Here is a 16322-nt window from a genome sequence, read left to right as displayed (position 1 = left end):
CACTTTACTCATGCATAAAAGCATTTGTTTTTGCAACCAAGATTGTTCTCAATCGCGCAAATCGAAGTTCTTACTTACCTAACTTTTCAAAAATCTTGGTCAGCTTTTCATCCAGGGTTGCAGCAGTAAATGGCTTGACGACATAACCGTTTGCACCAGCCTGTGCCGCAGCAATGATATTTTCCTTTTTGGCTTCAGCCGTCACCATGAGAACCGGCATTTTTGACAGCGCCGGGTCGGCCCGGATATGCTGGAGCATCGTCAGGCCATCCATATTCGGCATATTCCAGTCCGAGATGACAAAATCGAAATCGCCATTCTTTAGTTTTGCCAATCCCATTGCGCCATCTTCTGCTTCATCAACATTGGAATACCCCAATTCTTTAAGCAGATTCCGCACAATGCGACGCATAGTAGAAAAGTCATCAACTACTAAAAATTTGAGATTTTGATCGGCCATGAATTACTCCACTATTTCTTTAAGGACAGTTATTAGCATTATCGGACAAATTGACATAAAACGGTGGTGAAATTGCAGTAACACATTAAATTCTATCAAAGCATCACACCCTTAAGGCCCGGCTGCCATGCGTTGCCAGGTAATTCAGTACTTTTGAGGGTAATTCATTGAGTGGGCCAACCTCATGTGTAGCACCAATTGCAATCGCCTCACGTGGCATACCAAATACTACACAACTTGCCTCATCTTGGGCAAAATTGTAGGCGCCGGCATTTTTCATTTCCAGCATGCCAGCGGCACCATCCTTACCCATTCCGGTCAAAATCACACCAACGGCATTTTTACCGGCAAAACTTGCTGCCGATCTGAACAATACATCGACAGAAGGCCTGTGCCGATTCACTGGCGGCCCCTGATCAAGCTGAGTCACATAGTTTGCACCACTACGACCTAGCAACAGGTGTGAGTGCCCTGGTGCTATATATGCATGCCCAGGCAATACCCGCTCACCACCAGCGGCTTCGGACACAGAAATTTTACAAAGCCCGTCAAGTCTCTTGGCAAACGATCTGGTAAAACCTTCAGGCATGTGTTGAGTGATCAAAATACCCGGACAATCCGAAGGCATCTGCACTAAAAAATTTTTGATCGCTTCGGTTCCACCGGTAGAAGCGCCGATAATAATCAACTTTTCACTACTCGTCAGCGGGTTACGCACCTGTGGCAATACCCCAACACTGGCTGGAACAGCGCCTGCCACTGGCAATGATTTTGGCCTGATGCGCGCTTTCGACGCTATCCTGATTTTATCGGCAATCAGATCAGCATACTCATGCATGCCGCTTTGTATCGACAATTTTGGCTTGGTAACAAAATCAATGGCGCCCAATTCCAGCGCCCGCATGGTTATCTCTGAACCACGCTCGGTCAACGACGACACCATGATGACTGGCATAGGACGCAAACGCATCAAGCGCTCAAGAAAATCCAGACCATCCATCTTGGGCATCTCGACGTCGAGAGTCAGCACGTCGGGATTGGTTTGTTTGATCAGTTCGCGAGCTACCAGAGGATCAGGAGCGACGCCGACGACTTCCATGTCAGGCTGACTGCCGATGATTTCGCTCATGACGCTTCTTATCAGCGCAGAGTCATCAACAATTAATACTTTTATTTTCATTAAAATACTCCGCGCTCTGCAAGATGACCGGCATTACGCAAAAATAAGACTAAAACAAATCGATATCCCCGCCAACTGATGTGGTTTTGAGGCGACTGGCGTAATCCTGTTCACGCCTTCTGAGAGTATCGTTATGTTCAACTTTCAATTTTTTTACCAGAACTTTGCCTGTCCTTGGAAAGAAATAGACTTTTCGCGGATAAATATCATTAAGGTCTTCTGCAATTACACGCATTCTTTCAGCACGTAAATAGTCAAGTACAAACTTGGCATTGCGTTCACCTACATTAATGGCAGTAAAACCGCGCAGGACGTTGCCGCCGCCGAAAACTTTTGCCTCCATGTTTTCTCGCTTTGCACCAGCCTTCAATAGCTCATTGATCAGTACTTCCATCGCATAAGTACCGTAACGCATTGATGCTGAAACGGGATTGTCCGCGTCGCCACCCGTATCAGGCAGCATGAAATGGTTCATGCCACCAACACCAGAGACACGATCACGAATGCACGCAGAGACACAAGATCCCAAAACAGTGACGATCAACATATCTTTGTTCGTAAAATAAAACTCACCAGGCAGAATTTTTGCGGCATCGGTATCGAATGTCCGGTCATAATAGACATTCGTTGCAAAATGCTCTTCACTCAATTGGCTCATGTTTTAACCTTTTTGCAGATGACGCAACGTCGTTTTATTGCCGGAAGCATGAGATGCGGCCAGATCATAAACTGTTTTGCCTCTTAGTTTGAAGTCATCTGAGACATACAAAAAATTTTCCGAATGACCTGCGAAAAGCAAACCGTCAGGTTTCATCAAGGGGACAAATTTCTTCAAAATTTTACCCTGCGTTGGTTTGTCAAAATAGATCATGACATTCCGGCAAAAAATCGCATCAAATTCACCACTTAAAGGCCAGCCATCTTCCAATAAATTTAATTGTTTGAACGTGATCAGCTCTCGCAATTCCGGTCTTACCCTGACCAGCCCTTCTTGCGACCCTTTGCCTTTCAGGAAAAACTTACGAATACGTTCTGCTGAAAGCTTTTCTATCCTGTCTATACTATATACGCCGCGTGATGCTGTCTCCAGAACATTGGTGTCAATATCAGTTGCCACTATATGCGCCTGTGGCCGCATGGTGCCAAAGGCTTCGCAGAGCGTCATTGCAATTGAATAAGGTTCTTCACCAGTAGAGCTGGCGGAACACCAGATATTGACCATTTCACGTTTTTTTGAAATATGTTCCGCAAGTATGGGGAAATGATGTTCTTCCCTGAAAAACGAAGTCAGATTCGTTGTCAGGGCGTTCGTAAAGGCCTCCCATTCAGATTCAATCTGATTTCTTTCCAGGCCATCAAGATATTCAGAAAACGAACTGATCCCTGTCGCACGTAGCCTACGTGCGAGTCGGCTATACACCATTTCCTGTTTGCTATCAGCAAGGGAAATGCCTGCCCGTTTGTAGATCAGGTCTCTGACGCGGTCAAAATCCCTGGAATTAAATGCAAATTCTTTTGAAGATTCTGATCTGGTTCTGTCAACGGATTTCGTCATTCAATGCTTTCCCGAACTTTCCCCATCCAACTACAGAGACGAAAGCTGCTGTCAAATAAAAATCCAGATAATCAAAACTCTGATTAAGTACTTTCAAACCCCGGACAATCATCCTGTCCTTTATAAAAAGAGTGATGCATGGCCATGCCGTTGTCAAAACTCTTCCCATTCATCTTGCCCACCAGCCGCCGCTTGAGCTGCCGGCTTCGCTGACTTGGCTGCTCTGGTGCCAGATGCGGCATCTGCTCTCGGCAGAGCCTTGACTTCGGGTCGTGCACTTGCTACCGGCTTGCCTGGTGCTTTGCTGACCACAGGCCTGGCCACCGGAGTGGTGACTTGCGTTGAAGCCATATTGGTCTTGAATACACTGACAGCCTGTGCCAGAGCCACTGCCTGCTCTTCCATGCTTTCAGCCGCTGCCGCTGCCTGCTCTACCAATGCCGCATTCTGTTGTGTCATTTCATCCATTTGCGTTATCGCCAGGTTCACCTGTTCTATTCCTGAACTTTGTTCCTGGCTCGCTGCCGTGATCTCGCTCATGATGTCGGCAACATGCTGCACACTGGTGACAATTTCATCCATGGTCTTGCCTGCCTCGTCAACCAGCTTGCTGCCCTGGTCTACCTTGTCCACAGAATCACTGATCAGGGATTTGATTTCCTTGGCCGCGCTGGCACTGCGCTGTGCCAGGTTACGCACTTCTGCCGCCACCACGGCAAATCCCCGCCCCTGCTCCCCGGCACGAGCTGCCTCTACTGCAGCATTCAAAGCCAGGATATTGGTCTGGAAGGCAATGCCATCTATCACACCGATAATGTCGACTATCTTGCGTGAGCTTTCCTTGATCGAGCCCATGGTCGTCACCACCTGCCCTACCACTTCTCCACCTTTGACAGCAACACCTGATGCAGATACCACCAGCTGGTTGGCCTGGCGGGCATTGTCAGCATTCTGGCGCACGGTGCTGGTCAGCTCTTCCATGGAACTGGCGGTTTCTTCCAGTGAACTCGCTTGCGATTCCGTCCTGCTCGACAGATCGGCGTTACCAGAGGCAATCTCCTGTGAAGCAACCGTGATGGTTTCAGTGCCCAGCCTGACCTGCCCGACAGTAGCGGCCAGGTTGTCGTTCATGTTTTTCAAGGCCTGGAACAAGGATGTCACTTCATCGTTGCCAGAAACACTGACCTCACTGCGCAAATCACCGCCTGCAACCGTCTCTGCCAACCCTAAAGCGTCTTGCAAAGGTTTTGTAATACTGCGTGTAATGGCCCAGGCAACCAGCGCACCAATTACCAGCGCGCTACCCAGAATGACATACAGCCAGATAGTAAGGCGTGCACCTGCAGCAGCGAATGTTTCAAAAACCTGCTTGGATGCGACATCCTGCAAATCAACCAATCTGTTCATTTCCTGTATGGATTTGACGCTCAGCGGATCAATCACAGTTGCGATAATTTTTGCCGCACCTTCCGCGTTAAAAGCCAGAGCCTGTCCAACAGCATCTTTAAGCGGTTTTTCTATTTCCTTATCCACCTTGGCTATATCGCCCAGAATCTTCTTCTCTTCGTCACTTAGTCCCAGGGACGCAATCTTTTCTTTCGCCTCTTCGTATTTTTTTCTCTGAAGTTTTACCTTGGCTTCTTCCTTTTGCATTTCACCGACGTCAGATTGGATGCCAATATTGCGCATGGCAATCCCGCCCTCAAAAAGCGCGCTCTTCATGTTATTGGCCAACACTTGTTTTTGGCTTGCCAGACTCAACCCCTCAACCATGGCTTTGCGATTATTTCCACTCAAGGCGTTGACAAACAAGATAACGACGATCAGACCGACCAGAATCACCGCGAAACCTATCCCCAGCCGGGTGCCAATTTTAAAATTTCTTAGATTCATAGTGTCTCCTGTTTTTTTAAACTTATGACTATGTCCGCTTAACGCTTTCACTAACAGCATTTACCCCAAGTTTTATAACATCATGAGGTCAGACCGTTGCGTCAACCAATCCCATTTCAGGGCTGGACATTAACTTATCAATGTCAACCAGTATCAGCATACGATCATCCAGAGTACCCAAACCGATCAAAAAATCTGTGCTGAAAGTCGTGCCCATTTCAGGTGCAGGTCTTACCTGCTCAGGCAATAAAGTCGTGACGTCGGAGACACTGTCAACAACCATCCCGACTATACGTCCCTCAATATTCAAGATGATGACGACTGTAAACTGGTCATAAGTTGGCGTGCCCAGGTTGAACTTGATACGCATGTCCACAACAGGAACAATAATGCCGCGCAAATTGATTACGCCCTTTAAAAAGTCAGGCGCGTTGGCTATTCTCGTCACGGCCTCATAACCACGGATCTCCTGAACCTTGAGAATATCAATACCGTACTCTTCTTTACCCAGAGTGAAGGCAAGAAATTCATGTCCAGCAATATCGGACTTGCTTCCATCACCCGAACCGTTATCACCAGCAACCATTGAAATTTGCGACATTTCTTTTCCCTCGTCTTAATTTTTCAATTCAATATTCATCGCGCAGTACGCAGAACAGCAGCGACATCCAAAATCAGTGCAACACCACCATCACCCAGGATCGTAGCTCCAGATATTCCGGGGACTTTCTTGTAATTCGATTCTATGTTTTTTACGACCACCTGCTGCTGGCCAACCAGATCATCGACAAACAAGGCCGCTTTTTTTCCATCGACCTCTACAATCACGACAATGCCATCTGATGGATCGGTGTATTTGGGCTCGATATCAAAATATTCGTACAGCGGCACCAAAGGCAGATATTCATCACGAACCTTGACCACGCGCCCTTTACCACTGATTTCTTTAATGTCAGCCTTTGCCGGCTGCAATGACTCCATCACATACCCCAAAGGCAGGATATAAATTTCATTACCAAATTTGATGGACATGCCGTCAAGTATGGCCAGAGTCAGGGGCAAAGAGATCGTGATAGTCGTGCCATACCCTTTTGCGGAGCGGATGTCGACAACCCCTCCCATAGCCGCAATGTTACGCTTGACGACGTCCATGCCGACACCGCGCCCTGACACATCAGTAACAGTCTCTGCGGTTGAAAAACCGGGTGCAAAAATCAATAGCCAGACTTCACTATCGCTCATGGAATCAGATACTGTCAGCCCATTCTGTCTGGCTTTGGCAAGGATCTTTTCACGATGCAAACCACCGCCATCATCGCTGACCTCGATCACGATATTGCCCCCCTGATGGACGGCGGACAGGGATAGCTTACCAGTTTCACTCTTGCCCGCCTGCGCTCTGGCAGCTGGCATTTCTATGCCGTGGTCAATACTATTTCTAACCAGATGGGTCAAGGGATCAACGATCCTTTCTATCAAGCCCTTATCCAATTCAGTTGACGCACCATAAGTAATGAATTCAACCTTCTTTCCAAGCTTGGTCGCCAGATCCCTGACCATGCGGGGGAAGCGGGAAAACACATAATCCATAGGCATCATGCGTATGGACATGACTGCTTCCTGCAGATCCCTCGTGTTCCTGGTCAGATGCGCTACGCTGCTCAGCAAGCGCTCATTGGCTATCGGATCGAGGTCTTGAGTACGTTGCTCAAGCATGGCCTGGGTGATCACCAGTTCACCAATCAGATTGATTAACTGGTCAACTTTTTCTATTCCTACACGTATCGTCGAAGATTCTTGCGAGACAGGAGGTTTCTCGACCTCTTTCTTGGTTGCCTGCTTCTTCTCAGGCGTGATCACGGATTTTTCCAGCGGCGCAGCCTGCTCATGTTTATCATCCGCCAAATCCGCCTTAACCTCTTCTGGCGGGAACATTGCGTCCAAAGGCTCAAAGAAGCCATAACCTAGTTCATCCTCGGTCGGCTCTACTTTTTTTACCGGAATATTGGTAATCTTCTCTTCCGTTATTTTCAATGTATCCGGATTGAGAATAAAGGAACAGATTGAGACGATGTCGTCCTTGCTTTCATTAGTGCGCAAATAGAGCACCACATTCCCGCCCTGATCGTCCAGGCGGGAGATCGCCCCCAGCAAACCCAGCTCTGACATGATGGCAGATGCATCGATGTCCGAGACTTGTGGCAACTCCACTTTGAAAGCCGTCTGGTATACGACATCTGCATCATCCGTTTCTGGTGCTCTACTGGCAAAGCTGGCTTTTGGAGCAGATTCAGGCACGGTATCCTGGGACAAGGATTGCAATAACATCCTGACATCGGCAACTGCGTCCTGGTCTACAGGGGTACCCAGCCTGTGGCCATCCAATTGCATTTTAAGAATGTCCTTGGCAATCAGAAACGCATCAACATGCTCCGCAGTCAACGCCATTTCGCCTTTGCGTATCTTATCGAGCAACGACTCCAGGATATGCGTGACTTCCGTCATATCAGTCAGGCCGAAAGTCGACGCACCGCCCTTGATGGAATGAGCCGCCCTGAATATGGCGTTCAGATCCTCAGGGTCTGGTGAAGAGATATCGACGGCAAGTAACAATTTCTCCTTCTCGGCAAGAAGCTCTTCCGCCTCGTCGAAAAAAACCTGGAAAAACTGACTCATGTCAATCGTCATTATTAAGCTCCGTGATTTACATTTGGTAGCCCGGATACCGGACAATTAGTTCAGCCAATCACTTTTTTTACAACTTCGGTCAATTTTTGCGGATCAAAAGGTTTCACCAGCCAGCCATTGGCTCCGGCTGCACGCCCCTTTGCCTTCATATCGTCACTTGACTCCGTTGTCAGCATCAGAATTGGCACGCGTTGATAGGAAGGTAAGCCACGCAGGGACTTGATCAGCGTAAGGCCATCCATCCTTGGCATGTTCTGATCAGTCAGGACCAGATCAACAACCTGATTGCGGGCCTTTTCCAATCCATCCTGGCCATCAACCGCTTCGATTACCTGATAACCTGCAGCCTTTAAACTGAACGCCACCATCTGTCTCAAAGAGCCAGAATCATCCACAGCTAAAATTGTCTTGGCCATATTTACTCCATTATGCAAATTGTAGACAGTTTATGCAGACTGTCGCTTGATTTAAAATAATTCTATGTCACCACTATCCAGGTGTTTCTGGTGTACTGCTTTTCGCAGTAAACTCTTGAGATCGGCACTTTGCTTTTCCAGACGCAAGGTAGTTTCACGCAAAAGTGCACTCAAATCATCAGATTCTCCATCGTGCTCCATATCGTTTCCGACCACTCCCAGAGTACCCAGAACTTCACGCAGGCCCTCGCAACGCTGCAACGTTCTTGAAATCAATTGACTGGTCAGATCCTGAAATTGCAGGCTGGTCACTGCTGAACCTATGTGTCTGGAAATATCTTGCTGCAGCATCTTCAGGCGCTTGACACTTTCGTCTGACACATTGCCGGCACTGACGATCAAGTCAATCTCTTCCTGCTCGCTGGTAATTGCTGCATGCAGAGCCATGAAGCTGACACCCAGCTTCTCTATTGCCTCACCGAGCAACAAAGTGGTTTGAGCAAGGTCAGTTTCAACCTCAAGCAGATGTGCATTTCCATGATCAGACACACCGGATAAAAGTTGCTTAACCTGAGAACCCAGCAATTTCTTCTTGGACATCTTAAGCATCCTATCTATGCATGTTGACGAAACGATGCGACGTCTTTCCAATGATTAAGGCTTAACAGAAATCTCTGCACTTGAATCAGACTGATTCGCAACCTCAATCGATCCGCCATCCTGAGAAGCAGATTCTTCTGCTTTTTTATTCATGACAATGATACTGATTCGCCGATTGATGGGATTCAATGGGTCTTGTTTGTCAAACAAAACAGAAGAAGACAGTCCAACTACGCGCAAGACCTTGGTTTCGTCCATACCGCCAAAAATCAATTCTCTTCTCGATGCATTGGCACGATCTGCGGACAACTCCCAGTTGCTATATCCGCGTTCGCCACTGCCATAAGGCGCCGCATCGGTATGTCCGGACAAGCTGATACGGTTAGGAACATCATTGAGCGCCTTGCCAATCTCATGCAGGATTTCCCTGGTATACGGTTGCAAATCAGCCTTGGCAGAGGCAAACATGGGCCTGTTCTGCTCATCCACCATCTGTATGCGCAAACCGTCGGTCGTAATATCAAGCAGCAATTGCTTCTTGTATTGCTTCAAGGTCGGGTTTGATTCTATAGCCGCCTCAATCTTTTGCTTGAGACCCTTCAGGCGTTCCGCCTCCACTTTCGCCAATGCAGCCTCAGCTGCCTGCAGATTGTAGGTTTTCTTTTGTGCGTCTATTTCACCCTTGCGATTCTGCCCTTCGCGTGCACTGAGATCCTTACCTCCGCCCTTGATGACGCTGGAACTGTCACCGCTACCATCACCACCAGCCATCGCCACTTTCAGCGGGGTCTGGAAGTATTCTGCAATACCCTGCAAATTACCCTTGGCAGTGGACCCAAGCAGCCACATCAACAGGAAAAACGCCATCATCGCCGTGACAAAATCTGCATAGGCGATTTTCCAGGCTCCACCATGGTGACCGCCAGCCACCTTTTTAATGCGCTTGACAATGATCGGTCGTAGTTCTTCGCTTGCCATTATCAATCCTGTTTTTACTATTTAGACTTTGATTGCTTGATGTGATCTTCCAGTTCAGTGAAAGTCGGTCTTTCGGTTGAATACAAGACTTTCCGACCGAATTCGACTGCCAATGCAGGGGCATAGCCATTCAGGCTGGCCAGCAAGGTCACTTTGATACATTGAAAAGTTTTGGACGATTCATCAAGCTGCTGCTCCATCAATCCAGCCAAAGGGCCAACAAAACCATAAGCAAGCAAGATACCAAGGAAAGTACCAACCAGCGCATGAGCAATCAGAATTCCAAGCTCCGACGGCGGTATGCCGACAGACTCCATTGTATGCACCACACCCATCACCGCTGCCACAATACCGAAAGCTGGCAAGCCATCACCGAGTTTGGCAATGAAATGGGCAGGAACTGCCCCCTCGTGATGGTGAGTTTCCAATTCGTTGTCCATCAAGTTCTCAATTTGAAACGCATCCATATTCCCCGACACCATCAGGCGCAGGTAATCTCCAATGAATTCCATCATATGATGATCATGGACGATGGCTGGATATTTGCTGAATAAGGGGCTTTCTTCCGGGCGCTCAATATCACCCTCTATCGACATCAGACCTTCTTTGCGCACCTTGGTCAATACATCGAACAGCATTGTCATCAGCTCCATGTACAAGGCTTTGGTATATTTAGAGCCCTTTAAGACACCAGGAACTGCCTTCAGTGTCGCCTTGAGAGTCTTGGCGTTATTACCTACAAGAGAAGCACCGACAGCTGCGCCACCTATCATCAGCAATTCAAGTGGCTGAAACAATACCGCAATATGTCCACCAGACATGACAAAGCCGCCGAAGACTGAACCTAATACGACGATATAGCCGACGATAACTAACACGAGCTTTTACTCCTTAGAGGATTTTTTATAATATCGACTACACTACTCCAGACCACAAACATAAACCAGAAGCTGAAAGTTAAATATTGCTTCAGGAATACATTTCACAATAATCATTATATGCGCCAGACATAAAGAGCGGGGTCATTAGCATTGCTATTTATTATTAAATCCGCCTCAACTCCAGGCACCGTGAACTCGTAACTCATAAATAAGCTACCTGGCCGCATTTCGGAATGTAGTTTTTCCCACAAATCCGGCATTGCAGCAGGTGACAAGTAAGCAAAAACCACATCAAACCCAGAAAAATCCAGATCCATGTAATCCCTCAGGTAAAACTGGACCATGCCGCCTGAAAATCTTGCCCGCAACCAACTCACCAGCCATGGAAATGGTGCCAACTCAACACCATAAAAACATTGGCTGGACCGGGATTTGGACAAGCTGATAGAAACACCGCCAAAGCCGCTGCCTATATCGATAAATCGCAAGGATTCGCGCTGAGGTAGTTGCTCAAGAATACACGGCAACAAACTAGATTTGGAAGGAAAATATGGAACTTGGGTACGGTATGTTGACCAAAACAACAATACCATCAACACAAAAATGGCCAGGCTCAAGCCAGGGGGGAGCTGAAAAACCAAAGAAGCGACTACCGCAAAAGGAAAAATGAACTGGATGAGCCACCACCACCAACTCAAACGCAGCAGCACACTGATCAATACCGAACAGGTCGCGTGAAAGCCAAGTAGGAGAAATGGCGGGAGCAGCCCGCCAAACAGTCGCTTATCCAGGAAATACAACAGGTAAGAGAGAGCAAATGCAAGGACCTGTGCCAATAAGGCACGAAACACTGGCAATACCAGGATACCTGCCTCATGTAAGAATTTGCCTTTACGGGTTTTAGATGCCACTACCTGCAAGGCGCCTCCTAAATTTTATGCAACCATCTCCAATCCGGATTCTGCATCTTTCGCTTTTTTTGTCTTACCAGCCCGTGACGGAACGTGGCATAAACCACAAGCATAATCATCATGCAAATCCAGGCTATGCGCAACAAAATGACCACCGCATTTGCAACATTTTGCAAAACTGAGCATCTTCCCCTCAAAAAACCTGACCAGCGTCCAGGCGCGCGTCAAGGAAAGTACCGGCTCCTCGCCTGCTGGAACAGGTACTTGCTCCAGGTAAAGACGATATGCCTTGATTACCGCATCAATCCCTTCGACACCTGCATGTTCGCGCAGGTATTTATGGATATTCATGAACAGGGAAGAATGAATATTGGGCTGCCAGGTGATAAACCAGTCGGCAGAAAAAGGCAGCATCCCTTTTGGCGGAGAAACCCCTTTCAATTCTTTGTAGATCTTTAGCAAACGCTCACGCGACAGGGAAGTTTCTGACTCCAGCAATTGCAACCTGGCGCCCAGGTTAACCAATTCAATTGCCAATTGAATTTCATTTGCTTCATTCACTACGCTTTTGCCAGCCATGATCTTCTCCATCCACCGTTATTCTATCGATTCAAATCAATGGATTTCTTCCACTGCCTGCCCCGCCATCAGGATGGCCGCATGAGAGTGCGCCAGGGCACGCTCTTTGTTGTAATTTGTCAACATGCAAAGAATCGAGCTATCTTCAAAACGAAAGCGTGCCAGCATCATATTGGAACCTGCCAGCTTCAATATCTGCGCATTATTCAAACCTTCGATCAGGTCAGCAATCTCTTTACCTATCCCCAGGCGAAAAATGGCAGTTGCCTTATCAGCACGAATCATTTGTTGCGCAAGCATCAAGTAACTCAAGTTGGCATCGCGAATCTCGGCCATCATATCGTTCTGCGTCATTTTCCTACCCTCCAATCTGTAATCAGCGGCAACGTTTGCATTGCCAGTGAGATACATTGTGCAGGTTGCGAAAATAGCGCTCTATCAGCGCAAGTCCGTATTTAAACCAAGAAATAAACGAAGACATGCCATAGGATTTTATCCTACAGGCACATAAAGATATCTGCAAAAATATTTTTTACAGAAAATAGATTTTTAAATTTCAGAGTACCAAACTAACAACCTCTGAAAATATCCAATGAAAACAAGCAGTTAGATAACGCACATACTTTCACATAACTACCACATCTTCTTTAACGGCAGCACTTTAGAAAACTTTAGGGAATATTTAAAAATATTTTTGAATTATTTTCTTACCCATCTAACGGCAGCAAAACCGAAAAACTTTAGGGTTGAGCACAAAAAATTTCAAAAAAAAATCACCTGATTGCAACAGGTGATTATCTTTTTAACCATTTATCAACAGAATTAATGGCACTTACTTGTCTTTGCGACACACTTATCCATGTCGACATGACCGGTCCATTATTGAATTTCTACAAAACAACATGCCAGATACACTTGTCTTTTATTTGCTTATCTAGCCCGGCCAGCAATTTTTCATGCTCTTCAAGCTCGGCATCAGATGCCATTTGCACAGCAATTTCGCCGACTGGCGCATCAAATGCGACAACCTCCTGGACAGCTGGCGTGTCATCTTCCGTGATATCAATTTCAAAACTGTTCTGACCGCGTGACATCGCCAGAAAAACATCCGCCAGCAATTCCGCATCAAGCAAGGCTCCATGCAATTTGCGGTGGGAGTTGGATATTTCGTAACGAGCGCACAGGGCATCCAGTGAGTTTCTCTTACCTGGGTGCAATTCCTTTGCCTGGACCAGGGTATCAATAACTTCAGGGCAATAATCAGTAATTGCAGGCAAATTGAGCCTGGCAAATTCAGCATTCAAAAACCCGATATCAAACGGGGCATTATGAATAATGATTTCTGCACCTTTAATATAGGCACAAAACTCTTCGGCTATTTCAGCAAACTTTGGCTTGTCGCTCAAAAACTCCGTTGTCAATCCATGAACTGCCAACGCACCTTCTTCAGAGTCGCGCTCAGGATTGATGTAGCGATGATAATTATTGCCAGTCAACTTACGGTTGATCAGCTCAACGCAGCCAATCTCGATAATACGATCGCCATTGCGTGCATTCAAACCAGTTGTTTCTGTATCCAGGACGAGTTGTCTTCGCATTTTTCCCAATTTCCAATATAAATACTACAGGGTCCGATCTTCGTCAAAAACCCAGCGCAAACTGATACAGCCCCCGTCCACCGCCCTAAGGTAACGACTTTGCATGCCAACGCCAGCCGCAAAGAGTAAATCCTTGCCCATCGATACATACGGCAATCTTTCGCGCTGCCAGAACGGTACGTTCAAAGATTGAAAGTGGCTCTTCATATCGCGCGTTGGGCGATTTTCTGCCAATTTCAAACGTTCGCCGCCACGCCTCAGATGCAAACACAGCTGCTGCCGCCTCAGCCAAGCCGCTTCAAGGCCAACATCCGCGATCTCAAAAACCAGGCTACCGTGAAACTGAGGAAAATGCATACTGGACTGATCTTGCCACATAAACTCCAGGCTTCCCGCAAGTTCGGTCACGGGCTTCTGCCCCGAAAAATAGACAACGTTTTTATAGCGATGAATGGCGATGGTATCGTGATTGACTGTAATCCGGGCATCCTCGCGCCCTTCAAAAAGCTGGCTTTGCATTTCTTTAAGCCTGGCAGTTGTCGGCATACGCACACCTGCCTTGGACAGCCAGTAGCGAAACAGGTTATCCCTGCGTGCGGCACTCAGGTTTTGCATGGATTCCAGCTGCAAACCTGTCCCGGCGGCACAAGCAGAAAAATCCTGCTCAGCCACTTCAAGCAGCAAATCCTGCGCAGCCTGGAAATGTCTGGCAGAACGAGCCATACGTTCGACATAACCCGGCGACAGCTCTTGCAATGTGGGCATCACCCTGTGTCGAATGGCATTTCTCAAATAGCGATGATCAAAATTTGATTCATCCTGTATGTAGCTCAGCTTGCGCAGCGCCGCATAGGCTTCCAACGTTACCCGCTTCTCACTCAATATGGGACGCCCCAACACGACCTGCTCATGCCCGAATAGATTCTGGGCCCGGTTACAGGTGCTCATGCCCGACATGCCAGCCACGCCACTTCCTCTGAGCATTTGCAAGAGCAAAGTCTCGGCTTGATCATCCTGATGGTGAGCAGTCAATATCAAGGGGATTTCGTGGTTTTGCGAAAAACGACCTAAAGCCTGGTACCGTCCTTGCCTGGCAGAGGCCTCAATACCGTCGCCACTGTCCGAAGCAACAACGATTTTTTCGTAATGAAAAGCAACACTTCCAGCAAGACAAGCAGCCTGGCAATGAGAAAGCCAGGCATCTGCGTTGGGACTCAAGCCATGATGGACATGGAAGGCAGACAGCGGCAAGTGTCGGGGGTCGCAATATTTGATGGCCAAATCCAGCAACACACTGGAATCCAACCCACCGCTATACGCGATTGCGATGCCATTTTGCAATTCTTCAACAGAAAAATGGTCGAGAATGGCATCGAGATTTCTTGCAAAAGCATGCTCCAAGGCAGAGCATAGTTGATCCGACCTCATTCAGCGAGTTTCGTTTCCTTAAACTTGCCATAACTCATCAATTTCTCATGACGAGCAGCCAACAGGTCCTTGGTTTTTACGCCCTGGAACTGGCGCAGGGTATCGGCCAGGGCACGCTTGACCAGCGCGCACATCTGTTTCGGATCCCTGTGAGCACCACCCAAAGGCTCATTAATGATCTTGTCAATCAGGCCCATGGCCTTCAATCTGTGTGCTGTCAAGCCCAATGCTTCTGCAGCATCAGATGCACGATCTGAGGTCTTCCACAGGATGGACGCACACCCCTCGGGGGAAATGACTGAGTAAGTCGCATATTGCAACATCAAGACGGCATCGCCTACAGCCAACGCCAAGGCGCCACCCGAACCACCTTCACCAATAATGGTGGTGATCAGCGGCACTTTCAGCTCCGCCATCACATACAGGTTATGACCAATGGCTTCAGACTGCCCGCGCTCTTCAGCATCTATGCCTGGCCAAGCACCGGTTGTATCGACAAAAGTAAATACAGGAATATCAAACTTTTCGGCCAATTTCATCAGACGCATGGCCTTGCGATACCCTTCCGGCTTGGGCATGCCAAAATTACGCATGGCACGTTCTTTGGTATCACGCCCCTTTTGATGCCCCATGACCATGCAAGCCTGACCATTAAACCTTGCCAGACCACCAACAATTGACTGATCATCGGCAAAACTGCGATCACCATGCAACTCATGGAAGTCGGTGAATATCTGACTGATGTAGTCCAGCGTATAAGGGCGTTGAGGATGACGTGATATCTGCGACACTTGCCATGGGGTCAACTTTGCATAAATATCCTTGGTCAACATCTGGCTTTTTTTCGACAGCCTGTCAATTTCTTCAGAAATATCGACTGCAGAATCATCTTGAACAAAGCGCAGTTCTTCTATTTTTGTTTCCAGTTCCGCAATAGATTGTTCAAAATTTAAAAATGTCGTTTTAGTCATCATACCTCCTTGACATCACACGAGTTGATAAAAAATTCAATTCCATTTAGCTGCAGGCACAAGGTGGGATTGAATTCGGTGCCACTATACTGGCCAAGCATGCAAAATCATCAAAGTTATTTTTTGCAAACTTTTAATTCATTTCTATGGACTTAAAATCCTGACGGACCAGATTAGATATCAA

General features: G+C 47.4%; 17 protein-coding genes. All 17 read right to left on the bottom strand.

Annotated elements, in window-relative coordinates:
* Positions 1–70: 70 nt before the first annotated feature.
* The 17 genes from cheY to LZ463_RS21520 all read right to left on the bottom strand — a co-directional run bounded on the left by cheY (position 71) and on the right by LZ463_RS21520 (position 16138).
* Positions 71–460, bottom strand: coding sequence for a chemotaxis response regulator CheY (gene cheY / locus LZ463_RS21600; RefSeq protein ID WP_110253727.1), 390 nt, complete (start codon positions 458–460; stop codon positions 71–73).
* Between the two features lie 103 nt (positions 461–563).
* Complete coding sequence (locus LZ463_RS21595) at positions 564–1640, bottom strand: protein-glutamate methylesterase/protein-glutamine glutaminase (RefSeq protein WP_241458351.1); 1077 nt, start codon at positions 1638–1640, stop codon at positions 564–566.
* 49 nt (positions 1641–1689) lie between these two features.
* On the bottom strand, positions 1690–2298 hold the full coding sequence (cheD, locus tag LZ463_RS21590) for a chemoreceptor glutamine deamidase CheD (protein WP_241458348.1): 609 nt from the start codon (positions 2296–2298) through the stop codon (positions 1690–1692).
* A gap of 3 nt (positions 2299–2301) precedes the next feature.
* Positions 2302–3195 (bottom strand): CheR family methyltransferase, encoded by an 894-nt coding sequence (locus tag LZ463_RS21585; RefSeq protein WP_241458346.1) that lies wholly within the window; start codon positions 3193–3195, stop codon positions 2302–2304.
* 153 nt (positions 3196–3348) lie between these two features.
* A complete protein-coding gene (locus LZ463_RS21580) occupies positions 3349–5088 on the bottom strand; it encodes a methyl-accepting chemotaxis protein (protein WP_241458344.1) in 1740 nt (579 codons plus the stop codon).
* A gap of 88 nt (positions 5089–5176) precedes the next feature.
* Positions 5177–5674 (bottom strand): chemotaxis protein CheW, encoded by a 498-nt coding sequence (locus tag LZ463_RS21575; protein WP_241458440.1) that lies wholly within the window; start codon positions 5672–5674, stop codon positions 5177–5179.
* A 50-nt stretch (positions 5675–5724) separates the two neighbouring features.
* Positions 5725–7776 (bottom strand): chemotaxis protein CheA, encoded by a 2052-nt coding sequence (gene cheA, locus LZ463_RS21570; RefSeq protein ID WP_241458342.1) that lies wholly within the window; start codon positions 7774–7776, stop codon positions 5725–5727.
* 50 nt (positions 7777–7826) lie between these two features.
* Entirely contained in the window at positions 7827–8192 is a 366-nt protein-coding gene (locus tag LZ463_RS21565) for a response regulator (RefSeq protein WP_188568472.1), read from the bottom strand.
* Positions 8193–8243: 51 nt separating this feature from the next.
* Positions 8244–8792 carry a chemotaxis protein gene (locus tag LZ463_RS21560; protein ID WP_241458340.1) on the bottom strand — a complete coding sequence of 183 codons (549 nt, stop codon included), beginning with the start codon at positions 8790–8792 and terminating at the stop codon, positions 8244–8246.
* A gap of 54 nt (positions 8793–8846) precedes the next feature.
* Positions 8847–9770 carry a flagellar motor protein MotB gene (motB, locus tag LZ463_RS21555; protein ID WP_241458338.1) on the bottom strand — a complete coding sequence of 308 codons (924 nt, stop codon included), beginning with the start codon at positions 9768–9770 and terminating at the stop codon, positions 8847–8849.
* Positions 9771–9787: 17 nt separating this feature from the next.
* A complete protein-coding gene (gene motA, locus LZ463_RS21550; RefSeq protein WP_241458336.1) occupies positions 9788–10648 on the bottom strand; it encodes a flagellar motor stator protein MotA in 861 nt (286 codons plus the stop codon).
* Positions 10649–10764: 116 nt separating this feature from the next.
* Positions 10765–11562 (bottom strand): class I SAM-dependent methyltransferase, encoded by a 798-nt coding sequence (locus LZ463_RS21545; protein WP_489686141.1) that lies wholly within the window; start codon positions 11560–11562, stop codon positions 10765–10767.
* Positions 11563–11586: 24 nt separating this feature from the next.
* Positions 11587–12141, bottom strand: a complete 555-nt coding sequence (flhC, locus tag LZ463_RS21540; RefSeq protein ID WP_241458332.1) for a flagellar transcriptional regulator FlhC — start codon at positions 12139–12141, stop codon at positions 11587–11589.
* A gap of 36 nt (positions 12142–12177) precedes the next feature.
* Positions 12178–12495 (bottom strand): flagellar transcriptional regulator FlhD, encoded by a 318-nt coding sequence (gene flhD, locus LZ463_RS21535; protein ID WP_186945507.1) that lies wholly within the window; start codon positions 12493–12495, stop codon positions 12178–12180.
* 536 nt (positions 12496–13031) lie between these two features.
* The gene (gene dnaQ, locus LZ463_RS21530; protein ID WP_241458439.1) at positions 13032–13739 is read right to left on the bottom strand and encodes a DNA polymerase III subunit epsilon; all 708 of its coding nucleotides are present in this window, start codon (positions 13737–13739) and stop codon (positions 13032–13034) included.
* Between the two features lie 24 nt (positions 13740–13763).
* Positions 13764–15167, bottom strand: coding sequence for a tRNA lysidine(34) synthetase TilS (gene tilS / locus LZ463_RS21525; protein ID WP_241458330.1), 1404 nt, complete (start codon positions 15165–15167; stop codon positions 13764–13766).
* Positions 15164–16138: an acetyl-CoA carboxylase carboxyltransferase subunit alpha gene (locus tag LZ463_RS21520; protein WP_241458438.1), complete on the bottom strand. Its 975-nt coding sequence runs from the start codon at positions 16136–16138 to the stop codon at positions 15164–15166. The genes tilS and LZ463_RS21520 overlap by 4 nt, the downstream gene beginning before the upstream one ends.
* Between the last annotated feature and the right edge of the window lie 184 nt (positions 16139–16322).

Source organism: Undibacterium paludis (genome assembly GCF_022568815.1).
GTDB lineage: Bacteria > Pseudomonadota > Gammaproteobacteria > Burkholderiales > Burkholderiaceae_D > Undibacterium.
The sequence above is the reverse complement of the archived record's forward strand: the minus strand, read 5'-3'. Positions and strand labels throughout refer to the sequence as shown.